The sequence below is a fragment of the Stenotrophomonas sp. TWI1183 genome (assembly GCF_039673115.1).
Taxonomy (GTDB): domain Bacteria; phylum Pseudomonadota; class Gammaproteobacteria; order Xanthomonadales; family Xanthomonadaceae; genus Stenotrophomonas; species Stenotrophomonas maltophilia_AA.
Genome location: NZ_JBDJKZ010000017.1, coordinates 24,113 through 45,692, shown reverse-complemented (window position 1 = coordinate 45,692; position 21,580 = coordinate 24,113). Strand labels below are relative to the sequence as shown.

The following is a 21,580-nucleotide window of genomic DNA, read 5'->3' as shown; positions in this document are numbered from 1 at the left end:
CCGCCACGGCCCGCCGGGTTCCAATCAGGATTCACGCCATGGAAGGAAGCGCCGCATGCCGCACCTGCGACCCCACCGCATCGCCCTGTTGATCGCCCTGGCACAGGCGGTTGCCGCGCCGGTGCAGGCATCGGCCGATACCCGCGCGCCAGCCGACAGTGCGCACGTACAAGCACTGCAGGACGCGCTGGGCGAAGCCGCGCAGCAAGGCGAGCAGGGTGACACGCTGGGCGCACTGATCACATTCGAGCGGCTGCTGGCGGATCCCGGCCTGGCGGACATTCCCGATGCTGATCGGGTCAACGCCTACGTCGTGGCCGGCTGGGTGGCATTGCAGGCTCGCCAGCATGCTCCAGCGCGCAGCTATCTTGAGCTCGCCCGACACGCGACACCCGATGAACCGCGCGTGCTCTATCTGTTGGGCGTGCTGGATGCGGAGGATGGCCGTCACCTCGAGGGCGCGCGCCTGATCACCCGCTCGCTGCAGCTGTCCGATCAGTTCCTGCCCGACATCAGCATGTCCATGGCCGGATCGCTGGGCCAGCAGCTGCAGGGCCACGAGAGCGACTACCGGGACTTCCTGCAGGCGCTGTTCGACCAGGGCTGGAAACCCCAGGATATCGAGCCGACCGATTTCTGGAAGCGGCTGGCGGTGTTGCAGATCGACAGCGGCCAGGACGACCGGGTCGCGGCGACACTGGAACGGATCGACAGCCCGATGGCCATCCTCGCCCTGCGGGCGGACAAGCGGTTCGACCGCTTCATTGATCGCGACAGTCCGCGCTTCGACCCGCTGCAGTCCGCACAGCGCGAACTCGATGCATTGCGCGTGGGTAACCTGCTGGCACCCGAGGAGATCCGCAATCTCGTGGAGATGAGCTATGCGCTGCTGGCACTCGGGCGCCATGAAGAGGTGGTCGCCATGACCGGGAACGTCGCTGGCGCGGCGGCCGATCCCAGCCTGCCGCGCAGCTTCGAGCACTCCGGCGATATTGCCTGGCTGCTCAACAACCGCGCCATCGCACAGCGCCGCCTCGGCGATGCGCGGGCCGGGCTGGCGACCCTGGAAACCGCCGCCGCGTTCCACGAGGAAGGCGCGGCCAACGTCAGCCAGCAGTTGAACCTGGCGTCGTGGCAGGCGTCGCTGCTACGGCCGCGCGAGGCGCTGGAGACCCTCGAGAAAACCGGCAGCAACCTGAGCCCGTACGGTGAGGCCGTGCAGCAGTGGGTGCGCTTCTTCGCCTACCGCCAGCTGGGCGATATGGCGCAGGCCGCCACCGCCCAGCGCTGGTTGGAAGACCACGAGGACATCGCCGAAGACTACGTGGTGGAAACCCTGCTGGAAGACAATGCGCTGGACCAGGCCGCCGCACAGCTGGTCGCACGGCTGCGCTCGACCGAGCACCGCAGCGAAGCATTGATGTCCATGCAGCAGCTGCTGACCGTACCCTCGCTGCCCGGTGATGCCGAGCGCGATCGCCGATGGCGGCAGGTCGTCGCGCGCGCCGATGTGCAGGCAGCTTTGGACGCCGTCGGACGCAGCGAGCACCACCCGTTGTTCAATACCGGTTCCTCGCGCTGAAACACCGGCCTACTTCGCCGGCGTCTCCACCTTGAAGCCCATCGCCTCGCGATACCGCACATACAGCGCGCTGACCTTCTCCACGTAGGCCAGCGTCTCGGCATACGGGGGCACGCCCTTGTACCGCGTCACCGCCCCGATCCCCGCGTTGTAGGCGGCGGCGGCCAGCACGCGGTCGCCTTTGTAACGGCGCAGCAGCGCCTTCATGTAACGCGCACCGCCACCGATGGACTGCTCGGCCGAGAGCGGATCGGCCACGCCGTATTCGGTGGCGGTATCGGGCATCAGCTGCATCACGCCCTGCGCGCCCTTGGGCGAGATCGCGCCGGCGTCGAAGCCACTCTCGGCATGGGCGATCGCACGCAGCCAGGCATCGTCCACCCCGGTGGCTTTCGCCGCCGCCTTGAACTGCTTGGCATGCCGGTTCAACTGTGGCGTACCGACCTTGCCCAGGCCTTCATGCGCCGGTTCGCCCGGCGGCGTGGCGACAGTGAACTTCAGGAACACGCGCGAGCCCGGCAGGTTGCGGGTCGAGTAGACCAGCGCACCGTCCTGCTCGCGTTCGTACAGGGTGCCGCTGAAGACGCCCATGTTGCCCCACAGGTTGGGCGTCTGCACGGCGTTGTCGTCGATCTGCTGCGGGGTGCAGCGGGACCCCGGCTCGGGCGCGGTGGCCAGGCTGACCGTGTTGCTCTGCACGCAGCGATAGACCGTGCGCGCCGATGCCAGGCCAGGCAGCAGCAACGACAACAGGGCCAACGCAGCAGGCAGGGTCGGGTTCATCGGCTCGGATCAGGGCACGGAAGGGTGCGGCGCGATCATCCGGCCAGGGGCGCGAACCGAAGGTGAATACCGGGCCCGTCCCGGCGGGCTCATGACGGGATCAGCCCGTTCGGTCCGTGATCATCCCCTGCCCGCGCCGGCTCGGCGGGCGACCCTGGACGCGCTGGTTTCAAATCGACCGCACTGATGGTCATATAGCGACTGGGGCCGCGACCGCCCTGGCCCGCTGGGCTGCCATGGAACCCCCTTTCGACGAGGCATCGAGATTCGCTTGAACCGCCCCAGGATCATCGCCGTCACCGTCCTGCTGGCCCTGCTCGGCGCCCTGGTGCCGATCGCCACCGTGTTCTATTTCACCTGGAGCCGCGCCAGCGAGTCCGAGCAGGTACGGCTGCAGACCACCGCGGAGCGTACCCTGCAGCGCGCGCACCGCGCTTACGAGGGTGCGTTGAACGCCCTGCGCCAACTCGACCAAAGCACATTGACGCCCTGCTCTCCCGAGCATCTCCACTTGATGCGCAGCCTGGTGATGAGCACCCATTCGGCCGAGCAGATCGGCTACTTCGAGAACGGTCGGCTGGCCTGCACCTCGTGGGGGCCGATGGACGCCGAGGTCGCGCAGCCGACACCCGCCTACGTCACCGCGGAAGGCGCCGGGATCACGCTGGGCGTGCACGCACTGGCCGGCAGTGGCCGGCAATCTCTGCTGGCCTTGGGCTACGGCCGTTACGACATCCTGATGGACCCGGCACGGCTGATCGACGTGATCGTCGATCCCAACGTGCGGCTGGCCGTGGCCAGCCCTGATGGACGGCTGATCGCCCAGCAGGACATCCAGGACCAGGCATTGCTGCAGCGGCTGCTGCGCGAGCCGGCCACCGGCATGGAAGGCCAGACCCTGTATGCCACTGCGCAGGACCAGGAGTGGCTGGCGATCGCCACCGCACCGCGCACCGATCTGGTCGCCGCGTTCCGCCACCAGATCGGCCAGTTCATTCCGCTCGGCGTGCTCGGCGCGCTGGCGGTGATCGGCGGCGTGGTCTGGCTGTCGCGGCGGCGGCTGTCGCTGCGCGGCGAACTGGCCACCGCGGTGCGCAAGCGTGAGTTCTTCATGCACTACCAGCCGATCATCGAGCTGGCGACCGGCATCTGCGTGGGCGCCGAATCGCTGGTGCGCTGGCGCCGTCCCGACGGCAGCCTGGTGCGCCCGGACCTGTTCATTCCGCTGGCCGAGGAGGCCGGGCTGATCGATGCGCTGACCGACCAGGTCATCGACCACGTGATCGCCGACATGCGCGCCCTGCTGGTGCAAGATCGCACCGCCCACATCGCGATCAACCTGGCCGCCGAAGACGTCAGCAGCGGGCGGGCGCTGAAGGTACTGGCGGCCAAGCTGCACGGCACCGGCATCCACCCCCAGCAGATCTGGCTGGAAGCCACCGAGCGCGGCTTCATCGATGTCCGCCGCGCGCGCACCAACCTGGCCAATGCACGGCGCATGGGCCACAGCGTGGCGATCGACGACTTCGGTGTCGGCTATTCCAGCCTGCAGTACCTGCAGCAGCTCCCGCTGGATGCGTTGAAGATCGACAAGTCGTTCATCGATGCGATCGGCACCGACAGCGCGACCAGCCCGGTCACCTCGCACATCATCGAGATGGCCAAGACGCTGGGGCTGTTCACCGTCGCCGAGGGCGTGGAAACCCCTGCGCAGCTGGCCTATCTGCAGGCACGCCAGGTGGAGTTCGGCCAGGGCTGGCTGTTCTCCAAGGCGCTGCCGCCGGCGGAGTTCGTCGCGTTCCACGAACACCGCAAGCAGCAGTACGGGCAGGCCCCCGAAGATATGCAGAACCCCAACGGCGACACACCCGACTGAGCGGCCTCCCTACTCCGCATCGAGCCCGGCCAGCGTCATCACCCACGCCGGCACCAGGGGTTCGCCCGCGTAGAAGGCCTTGGGCCTGTTCTCGGCCATGGCCCAGCGCTGGATCCAGCTGATGCCGCCGGCCCCGTTGTAGCCGTCGGCATGCTGGTAGGCCGGATCCTGCAGGGCGGCCTCCAGCGAAACGAAGCGATAGCCGCGCCGACGGGTGGCCGCGACCAGTTCCTCCACGCAATCGGCGCTGAGCGCATTGGCGTGGATCAACCACACCTGCGCCGGGAGCCGGCCCAGCAGCTGCTGGCCCTGCTGCTCGTAGTAGTCCAGCTTGTTGAGCATGTACGGCACATAGCCGCGGCGCAGCTGGCGCAGGCGAGCCTCGCGCGCGATGGGATCAGTCTCGGTATCGCGCACGTGGTCGTAGGCGAACGCCCAGATCCACTCGCTGTTGTCGACCGTGACCGGCGCCACCCGATACCCGTGCTGCTGCAGGAACACACCGAGCGCGGCACGTTCCTGCGGCGACTGCCCGGCCCGCAGATAGGGATGCCGGAACCAGCGCGGTGCCTGCCCGGTCTCGGCCAGCAACGGGCGCAACGTCGCTTCACCGCGCAGGATGTCCTGCTCATACGCGGCCAGCCCGATCGCGTGCAGATCGACATGGCCAAAGGTGTGGTTGCCGAGCTCGAACCCGGCATCGCGCCAGTCGCGGAGCATCTGCACGCGTGCCGGCTGTATCCGGCCATCCACCTCGAGCTTGACCTCGTTGACGAAGCCCACCACCGGCACGTCCGCGTGCTTGAGGGCCGCGATCAGCTGCACATGGCGGGCGGCAAGCTCGGGCTCGGCGCGTTCGTCCAGACGCTGCCAGGGCAGATCGTCGATGGTCAGCGCGATGCGCCGATCCGGCGTCGCCGCGTGGGCGATACCGGCCAGGCAAAGCAGTGCCAGCACAGCACTTCGAAGAACTCCCTTGCGCACCCGCTGCTCCCATCGCGATACCCGGCTCCAGCATAGCGCCGGGTATCGCGGACCACCTTGCCGTGTGCGGCGGCTGGGCTCAGTGCGCGGTCGGTTCCCACGCCCGCGGCTGGCGCAACACCACCACCAGCGTGGCCAGCAGCAGCACCAGCAGGATCGCCGGCAGCCAGCGTTCGCCGACGGTTTCCAGCATCACGCCGCCGAGGATGCCGGCCAGCGCAATCGCCAGGTTCCAACCCGTCACCACGAACGACTGCGCGATGTCACCGGCCTCGTCGGCACGGCGCGCCACGGCCGTCTGGAACTGGGTGGCGACGCCACCGAAGGACACGCCCCACACCACCGTGCCGGCCACCAGCACCCACGTCGAACCGGGCCACAGGCCAAACGCCACCGCCGAGAGCGCAAAGACCACCGTGCTGGCGATCACCAGTTCGCGCAGCCAGCGGTCCACCAGCAGGCCGGTGATCCAGATGCCGACCAGCGCAGCCACGCCGAACACCAGCAGCAGGCGATCCAGCCATGCGGCCGCGCCGGACAACGCCGCGAACGGTTCGATGTAGGTGTAGAGCACGTTATGCGCCAGCACGTACAGGAACATCGTCAGCAACGCGGTGCGCATGCCACGCAGGCGCAGCACGCTGCCCAGTGGCTGCTGCGCCGCCGCGCCCGGGGCCGGCAGTGGCGGCAAGGCCAGCCGCGCCCACAGCAGCAGGCCCACGCTGAGAATCGACATCAGCGCGAACGCCCAGCGCCAGCCGATGGTCTGGCCCAGCAGGGTGCCGGCCGGAATGCCCAGCGACAGTGCCAGCGGCGTACCCACCATCGCCACTGCGATCGCCCGGCCCTGCAGCTGCGGCACCACCATGCGGCTGGCATAGCCGGCCACCAGCGACCACAGCAGGCCGGCGCTGATCCCGGCGCAGAAACGCGCGACCAGCATCACCCCGTAGTGGTGGCTCATCGCGGTGATCGTGTTGACCACCACGAAGCCGGCGATCGCGGTGAGCAGCAGCGGACGCCGCGGCCAGCGCCGGGTCAGCGCGGTCATCGGCAGTGCCGCGACCAGCGAACCGAGCGCATAGATCGTGACCAGCTGTCCCACCAGCGCGCGGCTGACGCCGAGATCGGCGCTCATCGGCGACAGCAGCCCGGCGGGCAGCGCCTCGGTGAGGATGGTGATGAAGCCCGCGCAGGCCAGCGCCAGCAGGCCGCCGAGCGGCAACCGGGTGGCGGCGTCGGCCACGGGGACGGCGGTGGGATCGAGCACGTGCCCGCTCATGGGGAGGCCACCGTGCACGCAGCGGTACGGGGGGCGGAGAGCGTGGCAGGGGCGTGGCGAGCAGACATGGGCAGCGGCCGGAAAGAGGGGAGCGCCACCGTAGGCGCTGCGCGGCCGGCGAAACAGCGGGGCGGCGCTCCGCACATTCCGGACTGCGGTGGCGGCAATCGGCAAGGTGCCTGCCCTGTAAGGTCCTGCGGCCGAACCCACCCACGGCGCACCGCAGTGTTGCGGGCCGATCCGCGCGACCGTGCTCCTGCGCACCCCGATGGCCGCTAGAGTGGCCGCTTCCCTCCTCTGTGGCCGCCCATGTCAGCCCTGGACAACCTCGGCAATCTGCAGACCTTCGTGCAGGTGGCCGATACCCGCAGCTTCGTCGAGACCGGCCGCGTGCTCGGCATCTCCGCTTCGGCCGCCGGCAAGACCGTATCGCGGCTGGAGCAGGCGCTGGGCGTGCGGCTGTTCCATCGCAGCACCCGCAGCGTCACCCTCACCGCCGAGGGCGAGCGCTTCCTGGTGCGCTGCCGGCGCATCCTCGACGAGCGCGATGCCGCCCGCGATGAGCTGGTCCAGCAGACCGAGGCGCCGACCGGCGTGCTGCGGGTCAGCCTGCCGCTGGTCGGCGACATCTCGCTGCCGCTGCTGACCGAGTTCATGGCCGCTTACCCGGGCATCCGGCTGGAGCTGGATTTCGATGACCGCCTGGTCGATGTGATCGAGGAAGGCTTCGACGCCGTCCTGCGGGTCAGCGAGCCGGCCGACTCGCGCCTGAGCGCGCGGCAGCTGGGCGAATTCCCACGCTATCTGGTGGCCTCGCCGGACTACCTGGCCCGCCGCGGCACCCCGCGCCTGCCCGAGGACCTGCTGCTGCACGACTGCCTGCACTACCGCTTTCCCAGCAGCGGCAAGCTGGAGTGTTGGCCGCTACCGCAGACCCCGGGCGCCGCGCCGCTGGTCCTGCCGATCTCAATGGTCAGCAATACGATCGAGGCGCGGCTTGCTTTCGCCTTGGCCGGGCGTGGCATTGCTTACCTTCCCGAGCACTCGGTGCGCGACGCGCTGGCCGATGGCCGCCTGCAGCGGGTGCTGGCCAACCGCATCCACGCCTGCGGCAGCTTCTACCTGCTGTGGCCCTCGGGCCGCCATGTGCTGCCCAAGCTGCGCGTCTTCATCGATTTCATCAGCGCGCGGCTGACCGGGGTGAGCTGCTGAGCAGGCCGCGTTCATCGCCCGGCCGTCGGGCGGTTTTATACTGGCCGCGCGACAGCCAGTCGCCTTTGTTGCCGAGGTAGGCCTACATGCGCCATTGATGCCGCCGTCGTCTGACGGCCTGTCTCCACCCGCCTGTCCTGCAGGAGGGGAGTCCTTGGCATCCATGGAGGTCGCATGACCGCATTCGCCCTCACGCTCGATCGCGTGACGCATACCCTGCCCGACGGCCGGGTCCTGTTTTCCGAACTGTCCGCCGCGTTCGACGGCACCCCGACCGGCCTGGTCGGGCGCAACGGCGTGGGCAAAAGCGTGCTCGCCCGCCTGCTCAGCGGGGATCTCACACCCACGTCCGGCCGCATCCAGCGCAGTGGCCCCGTGCACCTGCTCGCGCAGCACAGCGGCGTGCCCGCAGGTCGCATTGCCGATCTGGCCGGTGTCGGCCCGGTGCTCGATGCACTGCATCGCATCGAGGCCGGCAGCGTCGACCCGGACGACTTCACCTGCCTCGGGGAGCGCTGGGACCTGCGCGAACAGCTGCAGACGCAGTGGCACCTGCTGGGCCTGCCAGCGCTGGATCCCTTGCTGCCGGCTGCCACGCTCAGTGGTGGCCAGGCGGTGCAGGTGGCGCTGGCCGGCGCGTTCCTCTCCGGGGCCGAGGGCCTGATCCTGGATGAGCCCAGCAACCATCTCGACGCCGCGCATCGCGAGCGCCTCATCGCGGCGCTGCAGCGCTGGCACGGCGGCCTGATCGTGATCAGCCATGACCGCAGCTTGTTGAACAGCATGGCGCGCATCGTGGAGCTGTCACCGGCCGGACTCCGCCACTACGGCGGCAACTACGCGCTCTACGCCGCGCAGAAGCAGGACGAACGCCGCAGCACGGACGCGCAGCTTGCCCTGCGTAAACGCGAGCGCCGCCAGCAGCAGAACGAGATGCGCGACCAGCGCGAACGGATGGAACACCGCCAGGCGCGGGCGACACGCGATGCACGCACCGCCAACCAGGCACCGATCCTGCTCGGTGGCATGAAGAACCGCAGCGAGCACAGCGCGGGCCGCTGGCAGGCGCAGCAGAGCGAGCGCCGTACCGAACTGGACGCGCGCGTGCGCGAGGCCGCCGGCGAGGTGGAGCAGGACATCGAGATCGCCCTGCTTGCCCCGGTGATCAGCCAGCCGGGCCCACAGCGCGTGGCCGAGCTCGTCGCTGCCGGGCTTCCGTGGGTGCAGGCGCCGTGGAGGACTCTCGATCTCACCCTGCAGCGTGGGCAGCGGATCGGCGTGCAGGGACGCAACGGCAGCGGCAAATCGACGCTGCTGCGGTTGTTGGCCGGCACGCTGGCGCCGGTGTCGGGGCATGTGGAGGTTGCGGCCAGCGTCGCCCTGCTTGACCAGTCGCTGACGATGCTGCCGGGCGATGCCTCGGCGCTGTCACTGCTGCAGCGCGCGCATCCGCTGGCCAGCGAAGGCACGTTGCGCACACAGTTGGCGCTGCTCGGGCTCGATGCCGAGCGCAGCCTGCGGCCGTTGGCCACGCTGAGCGGTGGCGAGCGGTTGAAGGCTGCACTGGCCTCAGTGCTGTACGCGCAGACACCACCACAGCTGCTGTTGCTGGACGAGCCGGGCAATCACCTCGACCTGCCCTCGCTGACCGCACTCGAGCAGATGCTCAACCAGTACACCGGCACGCTGATGATCGTCTCGCACGATAGCGCGCTGCTGGAGGCGGTCGGCCTGACCCACACGCTGCACGCGGCCGACGAAGGATGGCGGCTGACCCCGGTGTAACGCCGGCGGTCAGGCCCGTGCCCACGCCGGAAACGCATCCGGCAGCAGCTGCCACAGCAGCGGCCCGGCGCGCAGTTCCTCATCGTTGAGCAGGCAGGCATCCAGCTCGGCGCGGACCGCGTGCTCGTCCATCGCCACCCCGATCACCGCCAGTTCCTGGCGGCGGTCGCCCCACCAGGGATGCCACAGCCTGCGCATGGCTTGGTACTCACCGGCATCGCCGACCTGCTCGACGCTGGGCATCGGCGCGGTCCAGCAGGCCGTCTGCTGGCGGGTCCAGCCCATGTCCGTGTAGGGCACGCGCGTGGGTGGCAGCGCCGGCGCGGTGTTTTCCAACCCGGCCGCCATGCGCTCGCGCGAGGCGTACCAGACCCCCGCGACCGAGGTCTGCGTCGCCGCACCGACACTGGAGAGCTCCCCCACCGAGTCCATGCGGTTGGCCAGCCAGAAAAAGCCCTTGCTGCGGATCACGCTGCCCAGCCCGGTGTCGAGCAGCTGTGCGAAACGCTGCGGATGGAACGGCCGGCGCGAGCGGTAGACGAAACTGGTGATGCCGTATTCCTCGGTCTCCGGCGTGTGTTGGCCGCGCAGTGCCTGCATCCACCCTGGTGCCAACTGCGCTTTGACGAAGTCGTAGCGGCCGGTATCAAGCACCTCCTGCAGCGGCACGTTGCCATGTTCGGCCAGGACCAGCCGCGCATCGCGGTTCATCGCACGCAGCACGGCCAGCGTGGACTGCAGCGTGTCGTCGTCGATCAGATCGCACTTGCTCACCACGATCACGTTGGCGAACTCGATCTGCTCGGCAAGCAGGTTGACCACACCGCGGTCGTCGTCTTCACCAGCCTGCTGGCCGCGGTCGATCAGCCGATCGCTGGAGCCGAAGTCGTGCAGGAACCGCGCGCCATCGACCACCGTCACCAGCGTGTCCAGCCGCGCGATATCACTGAGGCTGAAGCCCTCTTCATCGCGCACCGAGAAGGTCGCCGCGACCGGCATCGGCTCGGCGATCCCGGTCGACTCGATCAACAGGTAATCGTAGCGGCCCTCGGCCGCGAGCCGGCGCACCTCCTGCAGCAGGTCATCGCGCAGCGTGCAGCAGATGCAGCCGTTGCTGAACTCCACCAGCGTCTCCTCGGTGCGGCTCAGCGCAGCGCCGCCGTCGCGGACCAGCTGCGCGTCGACATTGATCTCGCTCATGTCGTTGACGATCACCGCCACCCGGCGGCCCTCGCGGTTGCGCAGCAGCTGATTGAGCAGGGTCGTCTTGCCGGCGCCGAGGAAGCCGGACAGCACCGTCACCGGCAGGCGGGAATCACGAAGGGCAGCAGAGGCAGTCATGGCGGAGCAGGTCAGGAGAGGGAATGAAATGTTACTATATAACATTCACAAACCAAGACCCCTACGCCCCATGAAGCGATCCTCTGCCCTGTTGGATGCCGGCGCCATCGCGCTGTCCGGCCTGTGCCTGCTGCACTGCCTGGCCCTGCCGCTGCTCGCGGCGATGCTCCCCCTGATGGGCGTGTGGGCCGAAGCCGAGTGGGTGCATGCCCTGTTCGTGGCGATCGCCGCGCCCCTAACCGGCTTCGCGCTGTGGCGCGCACACCGCCAGCACCCGCTGCCTGCGTGGGCGATGGCTGGCGCGGCGGCAGGGCTGTTGTTGCTGCTGGTCGGCGCACTGGGCTGGCCGAGCCACGAGGCCGAGACCCCGATGACCGTGGTCGGCAGCCTGCTGCTGGCCAGCACGCATGTGTGGAATGCGTGGCGGCGGCACCGGCACTGAGCGCACGGCTCAGTGCTTGAACATCATCCCGACCAGGAACAGCACCAGCGGTGCTGCACTGAGCACCGCGCCGATGATGCCCAGCCACGGCCAGCGTTCCTGGCGCACGCGCGAGCCGACGGTGGCGATGAGGCCCCCCGCGGCCGAGGCGAGCACGCCGATGGACACGCCGGTGGTGCTGGCGCCCGCGGTGACACCGTGATTGGCGGCGGTGGCGATGTGTGCAGCGAAGGCCCCAATGGGGAGGCCGAGGAAGCTGACGAGGCCGAGCAGCGGGAGTCGCTGGGCCGATATCGGTGGAGCCGACGGTGAGCGGGACTTCTGCGGGGAAGGTGGCAGCACGATGGGTCTCCTGACAATCGCGCCACCGTACACCATCGTCCCCACCGCACACAGACGAGATCTTTTCATCGCGTGTTGGACAATGCCCCACCACCCGAAGCCAGGATACGCCATGCGCTTGTTGCCCAGCCTGCTTCTCCTGTCCCCGCTCCTGCTGACCGGCTGCCGCAACGACAACAGCGCCGGCGTCTTCTCCTCCGATCCGATGCTGGGCTGCTATGCCACCCACGCGCGCAAGCCGGCCGAGTTCCGCATCGAGCAGCAGAGCGGCCAGTACTACGTGTCCTTCAACCGCGATGAGCAATGGCAGCGCCACGCCACGCCGCTGCAGGAATCCAGCCGCGCCGAGATCGCACAGTTCTTCCGCGACGATGCGGATCAGATCGACAAAGCGCTGGTCCGCCCCGGTGGCGGCTTCGGCATCTTCAAGTTCACTCCGGGTGCCACGCTCAAGGGCAAGGCCGAGGACAGCGACTACATGGCCCTGGTCCTGATCGGCGCCGGCCCGGTATTCCCGGTGAAATGCCCCTGATCATCCGCGCTCGATACCCCCACCCGCCGGACCACCGGCGGCAGGCAGCGATCACCGCCCGCCCGCACCGGTAGCCCGGCCCGCAACACCCATCCCCGACACCGCCCCACCCGCAGGCCTACACAGGCGGGCATCCCCTCCCCGTACTTCAACATGGCGTCTCCGGATCACGGCGACCGCGATGGATCGAGCTGTACGGCCACTGCGTCGCATCGCGCACATGCCCGTGCTTGACCGGGTTGTGGTGGACATACGCCACATGCCGCTGCAGGTCGTCGGCGTCCACGATCCGATGCTCGCGGAAACCGTTGTGCCACAGCGGCCGCAGACTGCGATCCCGGCGCAGCTGCAGGCGCGGCTCGGCCACAGGCAGCTGGCGGTCGAAGATCGCCTGGATCTGCGACCAGCGACGATGGCCCTCCTCGTCGCCCTCCGGCAGCGTCCACACCCCATGCAGGTGATCCGGCAGCACCACGATCGCGTTGATCCGGAATGGCCGCGCCTGTTGTGCCACCCGGAACGCCAGCCGCAGCACCTGTGCCTGCTCCACCAGCAGGCTGCTGCTGCGATCGCGGAGGTGCGCGCTGAAGAAGTACGCGGTGCCGGTGGGCCAGAGGAGGTGGTCGTAGGACATGACCCAAGTATCCAAAGTCCCCGGCCCGCTACGATCAGCGCACTCCCTGCCAGCGCCTCGGACACCCGCGCACGCAAGGGTCGGATTCCCGCCCTGGGGGAGTGCATCAGGGCCCGCGACGGCCTTCTCAGGTACGATGCCCACCCCTGACTGACAGACCGCCTGGCGCCCGCGCCCCGGCCCGATCCCGTGCCCCATTACACCGGCCCCCTGCTGACCCGCCCGCTTGCCGAGACCCTGACCCGCGCCCGCGATGCCGGCACCGGGGAATGGACGGGCTCGCTCGACCTCGGCCGCTCCACCGGCACCGCCCTGCTGGCGGCCGACCACTGGCAGTGGAAAGGCGAGACCTATGCCTATCCCGGCAAGACCAAGGACCGCACCCTGTACTACTGGGACGGCGAGGAGTTCCTGGCGATCTCGCGCTTCGGCTCGGCGCTGATCAAGCTGGTGCCGACCGACTGGGACGCGCCGACCTTCGAGATCGACGGCATCAAGATGCTGCCCAGCGCGCAGGTGTCCCCGTTCGAGGATGCCCGCCGCAAGGTCGCGCTGATCGCCCCGGCCGGCAAGACCGTGCTCGATACCTGCGGCGGCCTGGGCTATTTCGCCGCGTGCTGCCTGGAAGGCGGCGTCACCCGCATCCGCTCCTTCGAGAAGAATCCGGACGTGCTGTGGCTGCGCACGCTCAACCCGTGGTCGCCAGACCCGGAGGCGGAGAGCAGCGGCGGCCGACTGTCACTGAGCCAGGGCGATGTGTCGCAGGAGATCGAAGGGCTGGAGAGCGCCTCGGTCGACGCGATCCTGCACGACCCGCCGCGCTTCGGCATTGCCGGCGAGCTGTATTCGCAGGTGTTCTACGACCAGCTCGCGCGCGTCATCCGCAAAGGCGGCCGGATGTTCCATTACACCGGTGCGCCGAACAAGCTGACCAGCGGCCGCGATGTGCCGCGCGAGGTCGCCAAGCGACTTGAGAAGGCGGGGTTCAAGGCCGAGCTGGCGATGGATGGGGTGCTTGCGGCCAAGCGCTGAGGCGGGTGTCGCTCAACTGCCGCGTGGCAGTTTGGCCGCCCACATGTTGTCGACCAGATTGGGATAGCGTCGCCCGTTTTCCTCGGCGCGCTGACGGGCCGCATCCTTCTGTGCCTGGGAGAGCGGCTGCGACTTTTTCTTCCCATTGGGACTGGGCTTCTTCCAGGGCGGTGTCTGGGACTGGCGCATGGGTCGTCTCGTTTGGCGTAGCGCTGCACTTTCGCTTGGCCGATACAGCGTACAAGAACGCCCGACACGTCATCGCAACGTGCCGGGCGCGATCTGCGGACGACCTCCGGCTTACTTCTTCAGGAAGTCCAGCAGCGCCTTGTTGAACGCCTCGGCATGGCTGGCATTGCACCCGTGCGGCGCATCCTTCAGCACCACCACTTCACTGCCCGGGATGGCTTCATGGATGCGCTTGCCCGAGCCTTCGAACGGCACCGTGCCGTCGCTGTCACCGTGCAGGACGAGGGTCGGCACCGTGACCTTCTCCAGGTCGCCACGGAAGTCGGTCGTGCCGAACGCCTTCATGCAACCCAGCGCCGCGGTCTGGTCGGACTGCTTGCACAGCGTGATCGCGGCCTGGCGCTCCTCCTCGCTCACCTTCAGCTCGCCGTTGGCGCTGAAGAAATCCTTGGTGAAGCCATCGAAGAACGTGTCGCGATCCTTCTCCAGGCCCGCGCGCATTTCATCCGCTTTTTCCTTCGTCAGCGGGCCCTCGGGGTTGTCGCTGGTCTTGAGCATGTAGGGCGGCACCGCCGAGGCGAACACCACGCTGTGCAGGCGCGATTCGCCATGCTTGGCCACATAGCGCGCCACTTCACCACCGCCCATCGAGAAGCCGACCAGGGTGGCATCCTTCAGGTCCAGATCCTCGATCACACCGGCCAGGTCATCAGCGAGCGTATCGTACTCGTAGCCATCGGTCGGCTTGTCCGAGCGCCCGAAGCCCCGGCGGTCATAGGCCACCACGCGGTAGCCCGCATCGCGCAGCGCGGGAACCTGCGCCTTCCACGATTCAGCCGAGAGCGGCCAGCCGTGGATCAGCACCACCGGGCGGCCGTTACCACCGGAATCTTCAACGTGCAGGCGAACGCGGGAAGCAGCCATGGGAACTCCTTGGAGCGATGGGGAAGGAAGGTTTGATCCTAGGGAGAGGGGGTTGGGTGAGCCGTGAAAGAAAGCGCGATGTTGCTGACGTGGCGTGCACAGGGCTGACTGATATCCGCCGGGGTGTTCAGCGGCGCTGACCCTCGCATCGGGCGGCGACGATCTCAAGATCTGAGACGGCTACGAACGATAGTTGCCATGGGACATCGTCGACGCTGGGAACCAGTACATGGACTGTCATGAGATCGTGCCGGAGGCTGCTACTGGCCCGCAAGCCGGGCTGCCCGGCCCTCCAGAGGGCGCTTGCTGCGGGCTGGCAGTCACCTTGCTGTTGCATGGTCTCGGAGCGCACCCAGCCTCCCGTACGGCATTGAGCGCAGCACTGCGGCAGATACCTTCGACTGAGCGTTGTGCGAGCTGCGCCTGCTATGTGTTGTTGCGTGGGCGTGCGGTTGCGTAGACATGGGCGTCGCACAGCGACGCGTCTCAAACAGCGCTGATGTCGCGATTCAGTGACGTTGGTCGGCAGATTCAATCGAACGACGCACAGTCGACGCAATGGGCAGGTCCGCTGGAGAATCCGAGTACCCCACGATCTCCAAGCCGATAATCCGGCCGTTGACGCCAAAGACAAGAACGCCCACCTCCTCCCCGCTGGATGTATCGCCGATCGCGTCGGCAAGCAGCTCGGCGATTTCTCCCGCCCCGAGGAACTTGAAGTCCACGGATGCACAGCCGCAGGCACAACGTCTTACTACGTTGAGGGATTCCAGGTCCTCCAGTGAAGTGAGCTTCAGGCCCTCCACCGGCGCGGACTGTAAGGCGCGCCTGACCACGTCCACCTCGTGTGTCGATATAGGTCTAACTGCCATCCTTGATCTGTTCATGCGTACGGATGCCGAGGGCGTTGCGCCAGTCTCGCATCATGGCCTACGGGGGACAGTCCATCCAATGCAACGCGTAAGAAACCGGCCGCTCCAAGCGGCCGGTCCTTTCCAACGGCGGCGCGTTACAGCGCAATCCGGGCAACAGACTCTTCACTTCCCTTCGGCTCGCTGTCACCGTTCTTGACGGTCACGTACAGCACATTCTTCTTGGCATCCAGCGCCAGGCTGTTAGGGTGCGTCGGCACCGCATACGTCGCCACCTGCTTGTAGGTGTCGCTGTTGTACGCGGTCACCGTGCCACCATCGCGGTTGGTCACGTACAGGCGCTTGCGCGGTGCATCCAGCAGGATGCCCAGCGGGCCGGCGTCGGTCGGGATACTGGCCAGTTCCTTGCCGGTGGTACGGTCCAGCACCAGCACACGCTGGCCAGGGTGCTTCGATTCAAAGCCCGAGCTGCTGGCCTGGTACTTGCGGATCATCTCCGAGCCTTGGTCGGTCACGAACAGGCGCTTGCCGTCGGGATCCAGCGCGATGTTCATCGGTTGCTCCGCACTGACCTTGAAGCGATGCTCGACCTTGCCGCTGTCGGTGCCGACGGTGACCAGCTCGGCCAGCAGGTTCGAGGTGTACACGCGCTTGGCCTTGGCATCCAGCGCCAGACCCGGCGCCTTGGCATTGCCCAGGCCCGGAATGGTGTTGATGACCTTCAGCGACTGCGTGTCCACTACGAACAGCACGCTGCCCTCGCCCGAGTGACCGGTGACGTACAGACGGTTGCTGGCGCCATCGACGACCAGCTCGCGCAGATCGTGGGTGTAGGACGCCTTGCCGTCCTTGCCGACCTTCTTCTCCATCAACTGCACGACGCCAACGGACTTGTTCGTGGCAGTGTCGACCACGGTGACCGAGGTATCGACAGTGTTACCGACGTACAGGCGGTTGTGGGCGTCATCCAGCACCACGCCGAACGCCTTGCGCTCCAGTGGGATGGCGGTTTCGACGGCCAGGGTTTCCGGGTTCAGGCGCAGGAGCTGGGACGGACCGGCTGCATCACCGAAGCCGCCCGACGAGGCAACGAACACGGCGTTCTGCTTGGGGCTGAAGGCCAGCTCGTACAGGCCTTGGGCGACGGCCTTGCGCTGGACGGCGGCTTTGGTGGCGGCTGCGGCGGCAGTGGTCGGCTCAGCAGCAAGGGCCGACGGAGTGCCGAGAGTCAGGCTGACGGCAAGGGCCAGGGCGGCCGAACGGAACAGGGAACGAGGGTGCATGCGAGCTTCCTTGGATGGGCACGGGAGGTGTCCTGGCTCGCGGGCCGCTGGAAGCGGCCGGCCACTATCGGAAGACGTGGACAGGCTGGCTGGCCGGCCATCTTAACAGGCGCGGCCAGGGGTGTCGGGTTCGGCCCGGTCCTAAACGGTGAGACGGCGCTGGGAGATCCTGCCGTCCGCTCTGGAGGATCCCTCATGAACAAGATCGACACTGACTGGCTGGAAGAATTCGACGAGGCCATGCTGGGCCTGTTCGCCATCAATCACAGCGATGCGGGCATGGACGAAGCCCTGCTGGTGAGCTATTACGACCTGGAGCCGCGCGAGGCGGCGCTGGCGTTCGGCAACGACTACGACCTGGACCGCGCGCATGTGGTGTGGCCGCCGGTTGGGCTGCTGCTGAACAGCTGAGCCAGGCGCCGGCGCCGGGAGGTGGGTGAGCTAGCCGCCTACGCTGGCGGCCGCAATCTGCATGTCATGCTGCACTTTGTCGTCTTCAAGCTGCCGCTGGAGGTTCAGTTGCTGGTTGCGCTGTTCCTGCTCGTGCGCGGCCACGTCAAACTGCTCCAGCGATTCCTCAAAAGGGGTCTTCACCGCCTGTTCGGTCAGCATGCCCGCGCGTAGGTGGCCGGGGTTGCCCATGTCGCCCTGCACGACGAATACGGTATGCGCGCCGGGCTGCTGGGCCGTGGGACTGCTCAGCGCCACGTGGTCCACCCGGTCCAGACCGTTGCTCTTGGCCAGCACCAGCAGGCTGCCGGTGAGGCGCTCGCTGGTATGGTCGTAGCTGCGTCCGTGCGACTCGTCCAGCCTGGCGACTTCCTTGCGGATCTGCTGGTAGAGCGCATGGTCCGGGTGGTGCGGGTTGACGGGTGTCCAGGGCACTGCCTCGTCGGGTGGTGCTGGCGTTTCGGTCAGGGCTCCCTGTGGTGGAGACACTTCCGTTGGCGCCACCTGTGCGTTGGCAAGGTCCTCGGATGGGCGGTCATTCTCGGGCGCCGCCAGCCGTTCGTGCTCCGCTGCACCGGTCGGAGACGGCTCCGCGTGGAAACGGGCTGCCTGCAGCTCCGCGGTTTCAGCTGTGTGAAGCCTCGGACCTTCGGTCTCAGGCTCGACACTCGCTTCGCTTGTGGCCGTCGGGAGCTGACGGGTGCCTTCGGCATTTTCGTTGCGGGTTGGGGCTTCGTTTCGGGATTTCAGCAGCTCTGCTTCCTGCGCTTGGCCGGCCGCGGACGCGCGCTCCGGCGCCTCAGTTGTCGGCAGCACTGTTCGTTCTGATCGCTCTGGCACAGAGACGAAATCCGCCGCCTGCTGCGCGGGTTGTTGTTGACGATGCAGCGCATTGTCTTCCCGGTGCAACTGGTCTGCATGCTCAGCGTTGCGGGCAGTGTCTTCCCTGCTTCGCTGTTGCTCCGCCGTGGCAGCAGCGTCCTGCGTGGGCGGCCGGGGCGCTTCGGTCTGCTGCTTGGGCTGTGCGTCGTGATCAGGGAGCGCAGGCGCGGCGGTGATGGCAGCCGCTGCGATCTGCGCGGGCGCGGCTGTTGCACTCGCTGCGGCAAATGCCTGCGACGGGACGGCCTGGACCACATCCTCGGGAAGCTGGGGCGCTCGCGCCTCGTCGACGTCCGCACCACCTGCAGCCATCGCCGCGAAAGTGGCGGCTTGCTGAGCTTCGGCAGTGGAGGCACCTTGGCGGTTCGCCTCGCGCAGGGCCTGTTGATGCGCTTCCTGTTCTCGAGGAGAGAGCCTGTCGATGCGGAGTTCGGGGGTGTCTGGCAGCGGTGCGCGGTCCAACGCCTGCGCTTGAAGTTCGGCGTGAGCTCGTTGAATCTCTTCAGTACTTGTGAAGGCAACAGGCTGTGCTACGCCGTCCGGCCCGGCCTGATAATGCACGATGGCGCTATCCGCGCTGTACAAGCCGGATTCGGCAGGCTGCAACTCTTGTATCGTGCGGCCGGTCACTCCCTGCGCCTCACGTGTACGTTGCGTAGCCAGCTCGATGGCCGGCAAATAGTCCTCGGGCACGCGAACGTTGTAAGTCTGATAGCGGTGAAGTACCTCGTTCCGGTCTACCTCGGCGGCAGTCGGTGCCGGGCGCGCCAACGTTGCGTACAACGACGCGTCGAACTGCTCAAGCGACGGTTGGCGAATCGCTCGGGTCAGCTCCAGCTCCAAGGCGCGGTTTCCCTGCGCCGCAACGCCCTCGTGGGTCCACTGCCCCGCCGCATCCCGACTGTAGAGCCGGTCGTCTGAGCCACGCGCCACATCCGCCTTGGCCCTCGCGAACTCCACCGCTGGTGGAACGGCGACATAGTCCTGCGAGCGGAGCGCAGCGTGGTTCTCAAGGTAGGCTGCCACCACGGCCTCGCGACCATTGGCGATGTTGTCCTTGATGCGCGCGACCGCTTCCTGGTCCAGTTCCTTCGCGCGCTCGGGGCTTGCCACTTCCTGGGTGTAGCTGCCCCGGTCGTTCGCACCCGAGACGCCGGTCTTGATCTGGCGCACCCATTGCTCGGTCTGCGCGTCACGCAGCCAGTTTGCGTTGTCCAGGCCGCGCTGGTCACTGGGGCGAGCAGGGACGTTGAATGGATCCTGGGGAGCGGGCACCTTGCCCAGTTCGAGTGTTACCGCACGGGCACTTGCCAGCGCGTTCAGTTCCCGCGTCTTTTCGTAGGTGGCGCTTACGTCCTCCTTGATGGGGTTGGCCACCCCGTCCTGCGTTCGATCGAGCGACGCCTCCCGAACCCAGGCGTGTCCGTTTTGCTTCCAATCCGTTCCGGCCTTGTCCTGCTGGTTGTAGATGGAATGGTTTTCACGCAGGGTCGCGGCCTTTTCGAAGGCTGCTGAGAACAGATAGGCATCGGCGGCGATCAACGCCATCGGAGCGGCGCCAGTGGTGCCGACCAGGCCTGCCGCCAGCGTTCCGCCTGCCCAGCCGCCGACGCCGCGGGCTGCGAAGTGGGTCAGCTCTGACTGCGCTGCTGGCAGGTTCTGCTCGTTCAGCAGCGAGCCGGCGCGCTTGGCGGTTTCATGGGCGTCGTACGCGCTGGCGGCCGCGCCAAGGACGGTGGCGCCCATTCCCAATCCGAACCGCTTCAGATCTGGTGCTTGTGGCTCACGAACGACGACGGCGGGTGGGGCGCCGGAACGAATGATCTCGTCAAGGCTTGCGCCAACCTGTGCTTGGACGCGCGCATTCTCGCCCACGCCTTGCACCGAGTGCTCGCTCAAGAGCCGGCTGTGCTTGGCAGCATTCATGGCAGGAATCTCATGAGCACGCTCAGGCACTTTCTCATGCCAATCCACCTGATCGCCCCATGTGGCACGGAGGTACTGCGTCACGACGGGATCGCGAAGCCGATTGGTGCGTTCCTCTTGAAGCGCCTGCCCTGCCGGGCGTGGATCCACGCGGCTGTCATAGATAAGGTCACCTTCCCGGTTATAGATGAAAATCGGGACGTCCGTGCTTGCCTGCAGGATATCCAAGCTATGGGGAATGCTGTCGTAGATGGCATGGCGCGCCCCCTGCGGTACGTAGCGACCGTGGCCGACAGCATCCATGCTTTGCGTGAAGCGTCTGTCCACACCCAGCTCGCTCTCCAGCTTATGTGCGGCGACTACACGAACTTCGACCTCGTAGCCTTTTTTCTGCAGGCCCCTTATCAGATCTGCTGCCCGCTCGCCGTTGCCGAGGGTCTTGTCCAAGATGAGATTCGTCTTGGCTGCGGACGAGGCATCAAAGGCCTCATCAGCCCAAGCACTGGCATCGACGTGTGTGCGACTTGACCAAGTGTACGGATTCTCATCGCGAAACTGGTCGACCTTGGGATGGTGTCGACGCAACTCGTCCGGATCAATTATTACGACATCACCATCCAACTCAGCGACTGCGGCAATGGTCAGTCCACCCTTACCGGCACCTGGCTGTCCACCTAGGATGATCGCTTTGGGCTTATCGTGGGACGTAGCGGTATCAACGCCGTAATCACTGATCACTCTGCCATACAGGATTCGAGCGTGTTCGTCCTTGTCGAGCTGATCCTGACCCGCACTCATCCAGCTTGTCCCTTGTCCTTCTTAAAGAACTCGAGCAGACCGCTGTCGCCAATCCACTGTTGCTTCGGCGCGGCGCGACGCATCAGCATCTCCTTCGCCTCGGCCTTCGCTATGTCGTCTGCGCATCCTGCGGAGCGCGCGGCAGCAAGTTCGTTCTTTGCCTCACTGATGAACGACTCCAGCACGTCCTCTAGTACCCATACGATGTACTCAGTCCGGGGCGCATTTGCACCGCCATCTGACGCAGCCTTTTCGATTGCTGATCTCAAGCGTTCAATATGCGCCGGGTAGTTCTGTAGCAGCTCACATAGCTTTTTCGGAACTGGAGGTGGCGGAAGCGGCATGTCGTATGTCCTAGTCAGTGGTCGTCATCTTGGAACACTTATCCAGCTTGGGGCTCATCCGCATGAATTCATGGGTCGCCAACCC

General features: G+C 67.0%; 20 protein-coding genes. 8 read left to right on the top strand and 12 right to left on the bottom strand.

Translation table 11 applies throughout. From position 1 onward, the window contains the following. Positions 1-55 precede the first annotated feature (55 nt). Complete coding sequence (locus ABE434_RS14750; protein WP_346479359.1) at positions 56-1,582, top strand: hypothetical protein; 1,527 nt, start codon at positions 56-58, stop codon at positions 1,580-1,582. Between the two features lie 9 nt (positions 1,583-1,591). Here the strand turns inward: ABE434_RS14750 and ABE434_RS14745 are convergent, their stop codons facing one another. Then, entirely contained in the window at positions 1,592-2,365 is a 774-nt protein-coding gene (locus ABE434_RS14745; protein ID WP_346479358.1) for a lytic transglycosylase domain-containing protein, read from the bottom strand. A gap of 271 nt (positions 2,366-2,636) precedes the next feature. Here ABE434_RS14745 and ABE434_RS14740 point away from each other — a divergent pair, with 271 nt between their 5' ends. Then, positions 2,637-4,241, top strand: coding sequence for an EAL domain-containing protein (locus ABE434_RS14740; protein ID WP_346479357.1), 1,605 nt, complete (start codon positions 2,637-2,639; stop codon positions 4,239-4,241). 9 nt (positions 4,242-4,250) lie between these two features. Here the strand turns inward: ABE434_RS14740 and ABE434_RS14735 are convergent, their stop codons facing one another. Beyond that, positions 4,251-5,198 (bottom strand): polysaccharide deacetylase family protein, encoded by a 948-nt coding sequence (locus tag ABE434_RS14735; RefSeq protein WP_346479356.1) that lies wholly within the window; start codon positions 5,196-5,198, stop codon positions 4,251-4,253. Between the two features lie 106 nt (positions 5,199-5,304). Continuing rightward, entirely contained in the window at positions 5,305-6,507 is a 1,203-nt protein-coding gene (locus ABE434_RS14730) for an MFS transporter (protein WP_346479355.1), read from the bottom strand. Between the two features lie 309 nt (positions 6,508-6,816). Between ABE434_RS14730 and ABE434_RS14725 the strand changes: the two genes are divergently transcribed. Both ABE434_RS14725 and ABE434_RS14720 read left to right on the top strand, forming a co-directional pair. Next, positions 6,817-7,719: a LysR family transcriptional regulator gene (locus tag ABE434_RS14725; RefSeq protein WP_346479354.1), complete on the top strand. Its 903-nt coding sequence runs from the start codon at positions 6,817-6,819 to the stop codon at positions 7,717-7,719. A 174-nt stretch (positions 7,720-7,893) separates the two neighbouring features. After that, positions 7,894-9,504 (top strand): ABC-F family ATP-binding cassette domain-containing protein, encoded by a 1,611-nt coding sequence (locus ABE434_RS14720; protein WP_346479353.1) that lies wholly within the window; start codon positions 7,894-7,896, stop codon positions 9,502-9,504. 9 nt (positions 9,505-9,513) lie between these two features. Here the strand turns inward: ABE434_RS14720 and ABE434_RS14715 are convergent, their stop codons facing one another. Further along, positions 9,514-10,845 carry a GTP-binding protein gene (locus ABE434_RS14715; RefSeq protein ID WP_346479352.1) on the bottom strand — a complete coding sequence of 444 codons (1,332 nt, stop codon included), beginning with the start codon at positions 10,843-10,845 and terminating at the stop codon, positions 9,514-9,516. Positions 10,846-10,915: 70 nt separating this feature from the next. On the opposite strand from ABE434_RS14715, the gene ABE434_RS14710 reads away from it, so the two are divergent. Beyond that, positions 10,916-11,287 (top strand): MerC domain-containing protein, encoded by a 372-nt coding sequence (locus ABE434_RS14710; RefSeq protein WP_346479351.1) that lies wholly within the window; start codon positions 10,916-10,918, stop codon positions 11,285-11,287. 9 nt (positions 11,288-11,296) lie between these two features. On the opposite strand, the gene ABE434_RS14705 is transcribed toward ABE434_RS14710, so the two are convergent. Beyond that, the gene (locus ABE434_RS14705) at positions 11,297-11,629 is read right to left on the bottom strand and encodes a hypothetical protein (protein ID WP_346479350.1); all 333 of its coding nucleotides are present in this window, start codon (positions 11,627-11,629) and stop codon (positions 11,297-11,299) included. 112 nt (positions 11,630-11,741) lie between these two features. Between ABE434_RS14705 and ABE434_RS14700 the strand changes: the two genes are divergently transcribed. Beyond that, complete coding sequence (locus ABE434_RS14700) at positions 11,742-12,161, top strand: hypothetical protein (RefSeq protein ID WP_346479349.1); 420 nt, start codon at positions 11,742-11,744, stop codon at positions 12,159-12,161. 148 nt (positions 12,162-12,309) lie between these two features. Here the strand turns inward: ABE434_RS14700 and ABE434_RS14695 are convergent, their stop codons facing one another. Then, the gene (locus ABE434_RS14695; protein WP_176990480.1) at positions 12,310-12,795 is read right to left on the bottom strand and encodes a transposase; all 486 of its coding nucleotides are present in this window, start codon (positions 12,793-12,795) and stop codon (positions 12,310-12,312) included. A gap of 189 nt (positions 12,796-12,984) precedes the next feature. On the opposite strand from ABE434_RS14695, the gene ABE434_RS14690 reads away from it, so the two are divergent. Further along, positions 12,985-13,827 carry an MnmC family methyltransferase gene (locus ABE434_RS14690; RefSeq protein WP_346479348.1) on the top strand — a complete coding sequence of 281 codons (843 nt, stop codon included), beginning with the start codon at positions 12,985-12,987 and terminating at the stop codon, positions 13,825-13,827. Between the two features lie 12 nt (positions 13,828-13,839). On the opposite strand, the gene ABE434_RS14685 is transcribed toward ABE434_RS14690, so the two are convergent. From ABE434_RS14685 to ABE434_RS14670, 4 genes are all read right to left on the bottom strand, one after another. After that, positions 13,840-14,016 carry a hypothetical protein gene (locus ABE434_RS14685; protein WP_346479347.1) on the bottom strand — a complete coding sequence of 59 codons (177 nt, stop codon included), beginning with the start codon at positions 14,014-14,016 and terminating at the stop codon, positions 13,840-13,842. 111 nt (positions 14,017-14,127) lie between these two features. Continuing rightward, positions 14,128-14,940, bottom strand: a complete 813-nt coding sequence (locus ABE434_RS14680; protein WP_346479346.1) for an alpha/beta hydrolase — start codon at positions 14,938-14,940, stop codon at positions 14,128-14,130. Positions 14,941-15,449: 509 nt separating this feature from the next. After that, entirely contained in the window at positions 15,450-15,665 is a 216-nt protein-coding gene (locus ABE434_RS14675; protein WP_346479345.1) for a hypothetical protein, read from the bottom strand. A 284-nt stretch (positions 15,666-15,949) separates the two neighbouring features. After that, positions 15,950-17,095 carry a YncE family protein gene (locus ABE434_RS14670; protein WP_346479344.1) on the bottom strand — a complete coding sequence of 382 codons (1,146 nt, stop codon included), beginning with the start codon at positions 17,093-17,095 and terminating at the stop codon, positions 15,950-15,952. Between the two features lie 195 nt (positions 17,096-17,290). Between ABE434_RS14670 and ABE434_RS14665 the strand changes: the two genes are divergently transcribed. Beyond that, entirely contained in the window at positions 17,291-17,506 is a 216-nt protein-coding gene (locus tag ABE434_RS14665) for a hypothetical protein (RefSeq protein WP_319206545.1), read from the top strand. A 30-nt stretch (positions 17,507-17,536) separates the two neighbouring features. On the opposite strand, the gene ABE434_RS14660 is transcribed toward ABE434_RS14665, so the two are convergent. Continuing rightward, a complete protein-coding gene (locus tag ABE434_RS14660) occupies positions 17,537-21,151 on the bottom strand; it encodes a zeta toxin family protein (RefSeq protein WP_346479343.1) in 3,615 nt (1,204 codons plus the stop codon). After that, positions 21,148-21,495, bottom strand: coding sequence for a hypothetical protein (locus ABE434_RS14655; protein WP_346479342.1), 348 nt, complete (start codon positions 21,493-21,495; stop codon positions 21,148-21,150). The genes ABE434_RS14660 and ABE434_RS14655 overlap by 4 nt, the downstream gene beginning before the upstream one ends. Between the last annotated feature and the right edge of the window lie 85 nt (positions 21,496-21,580).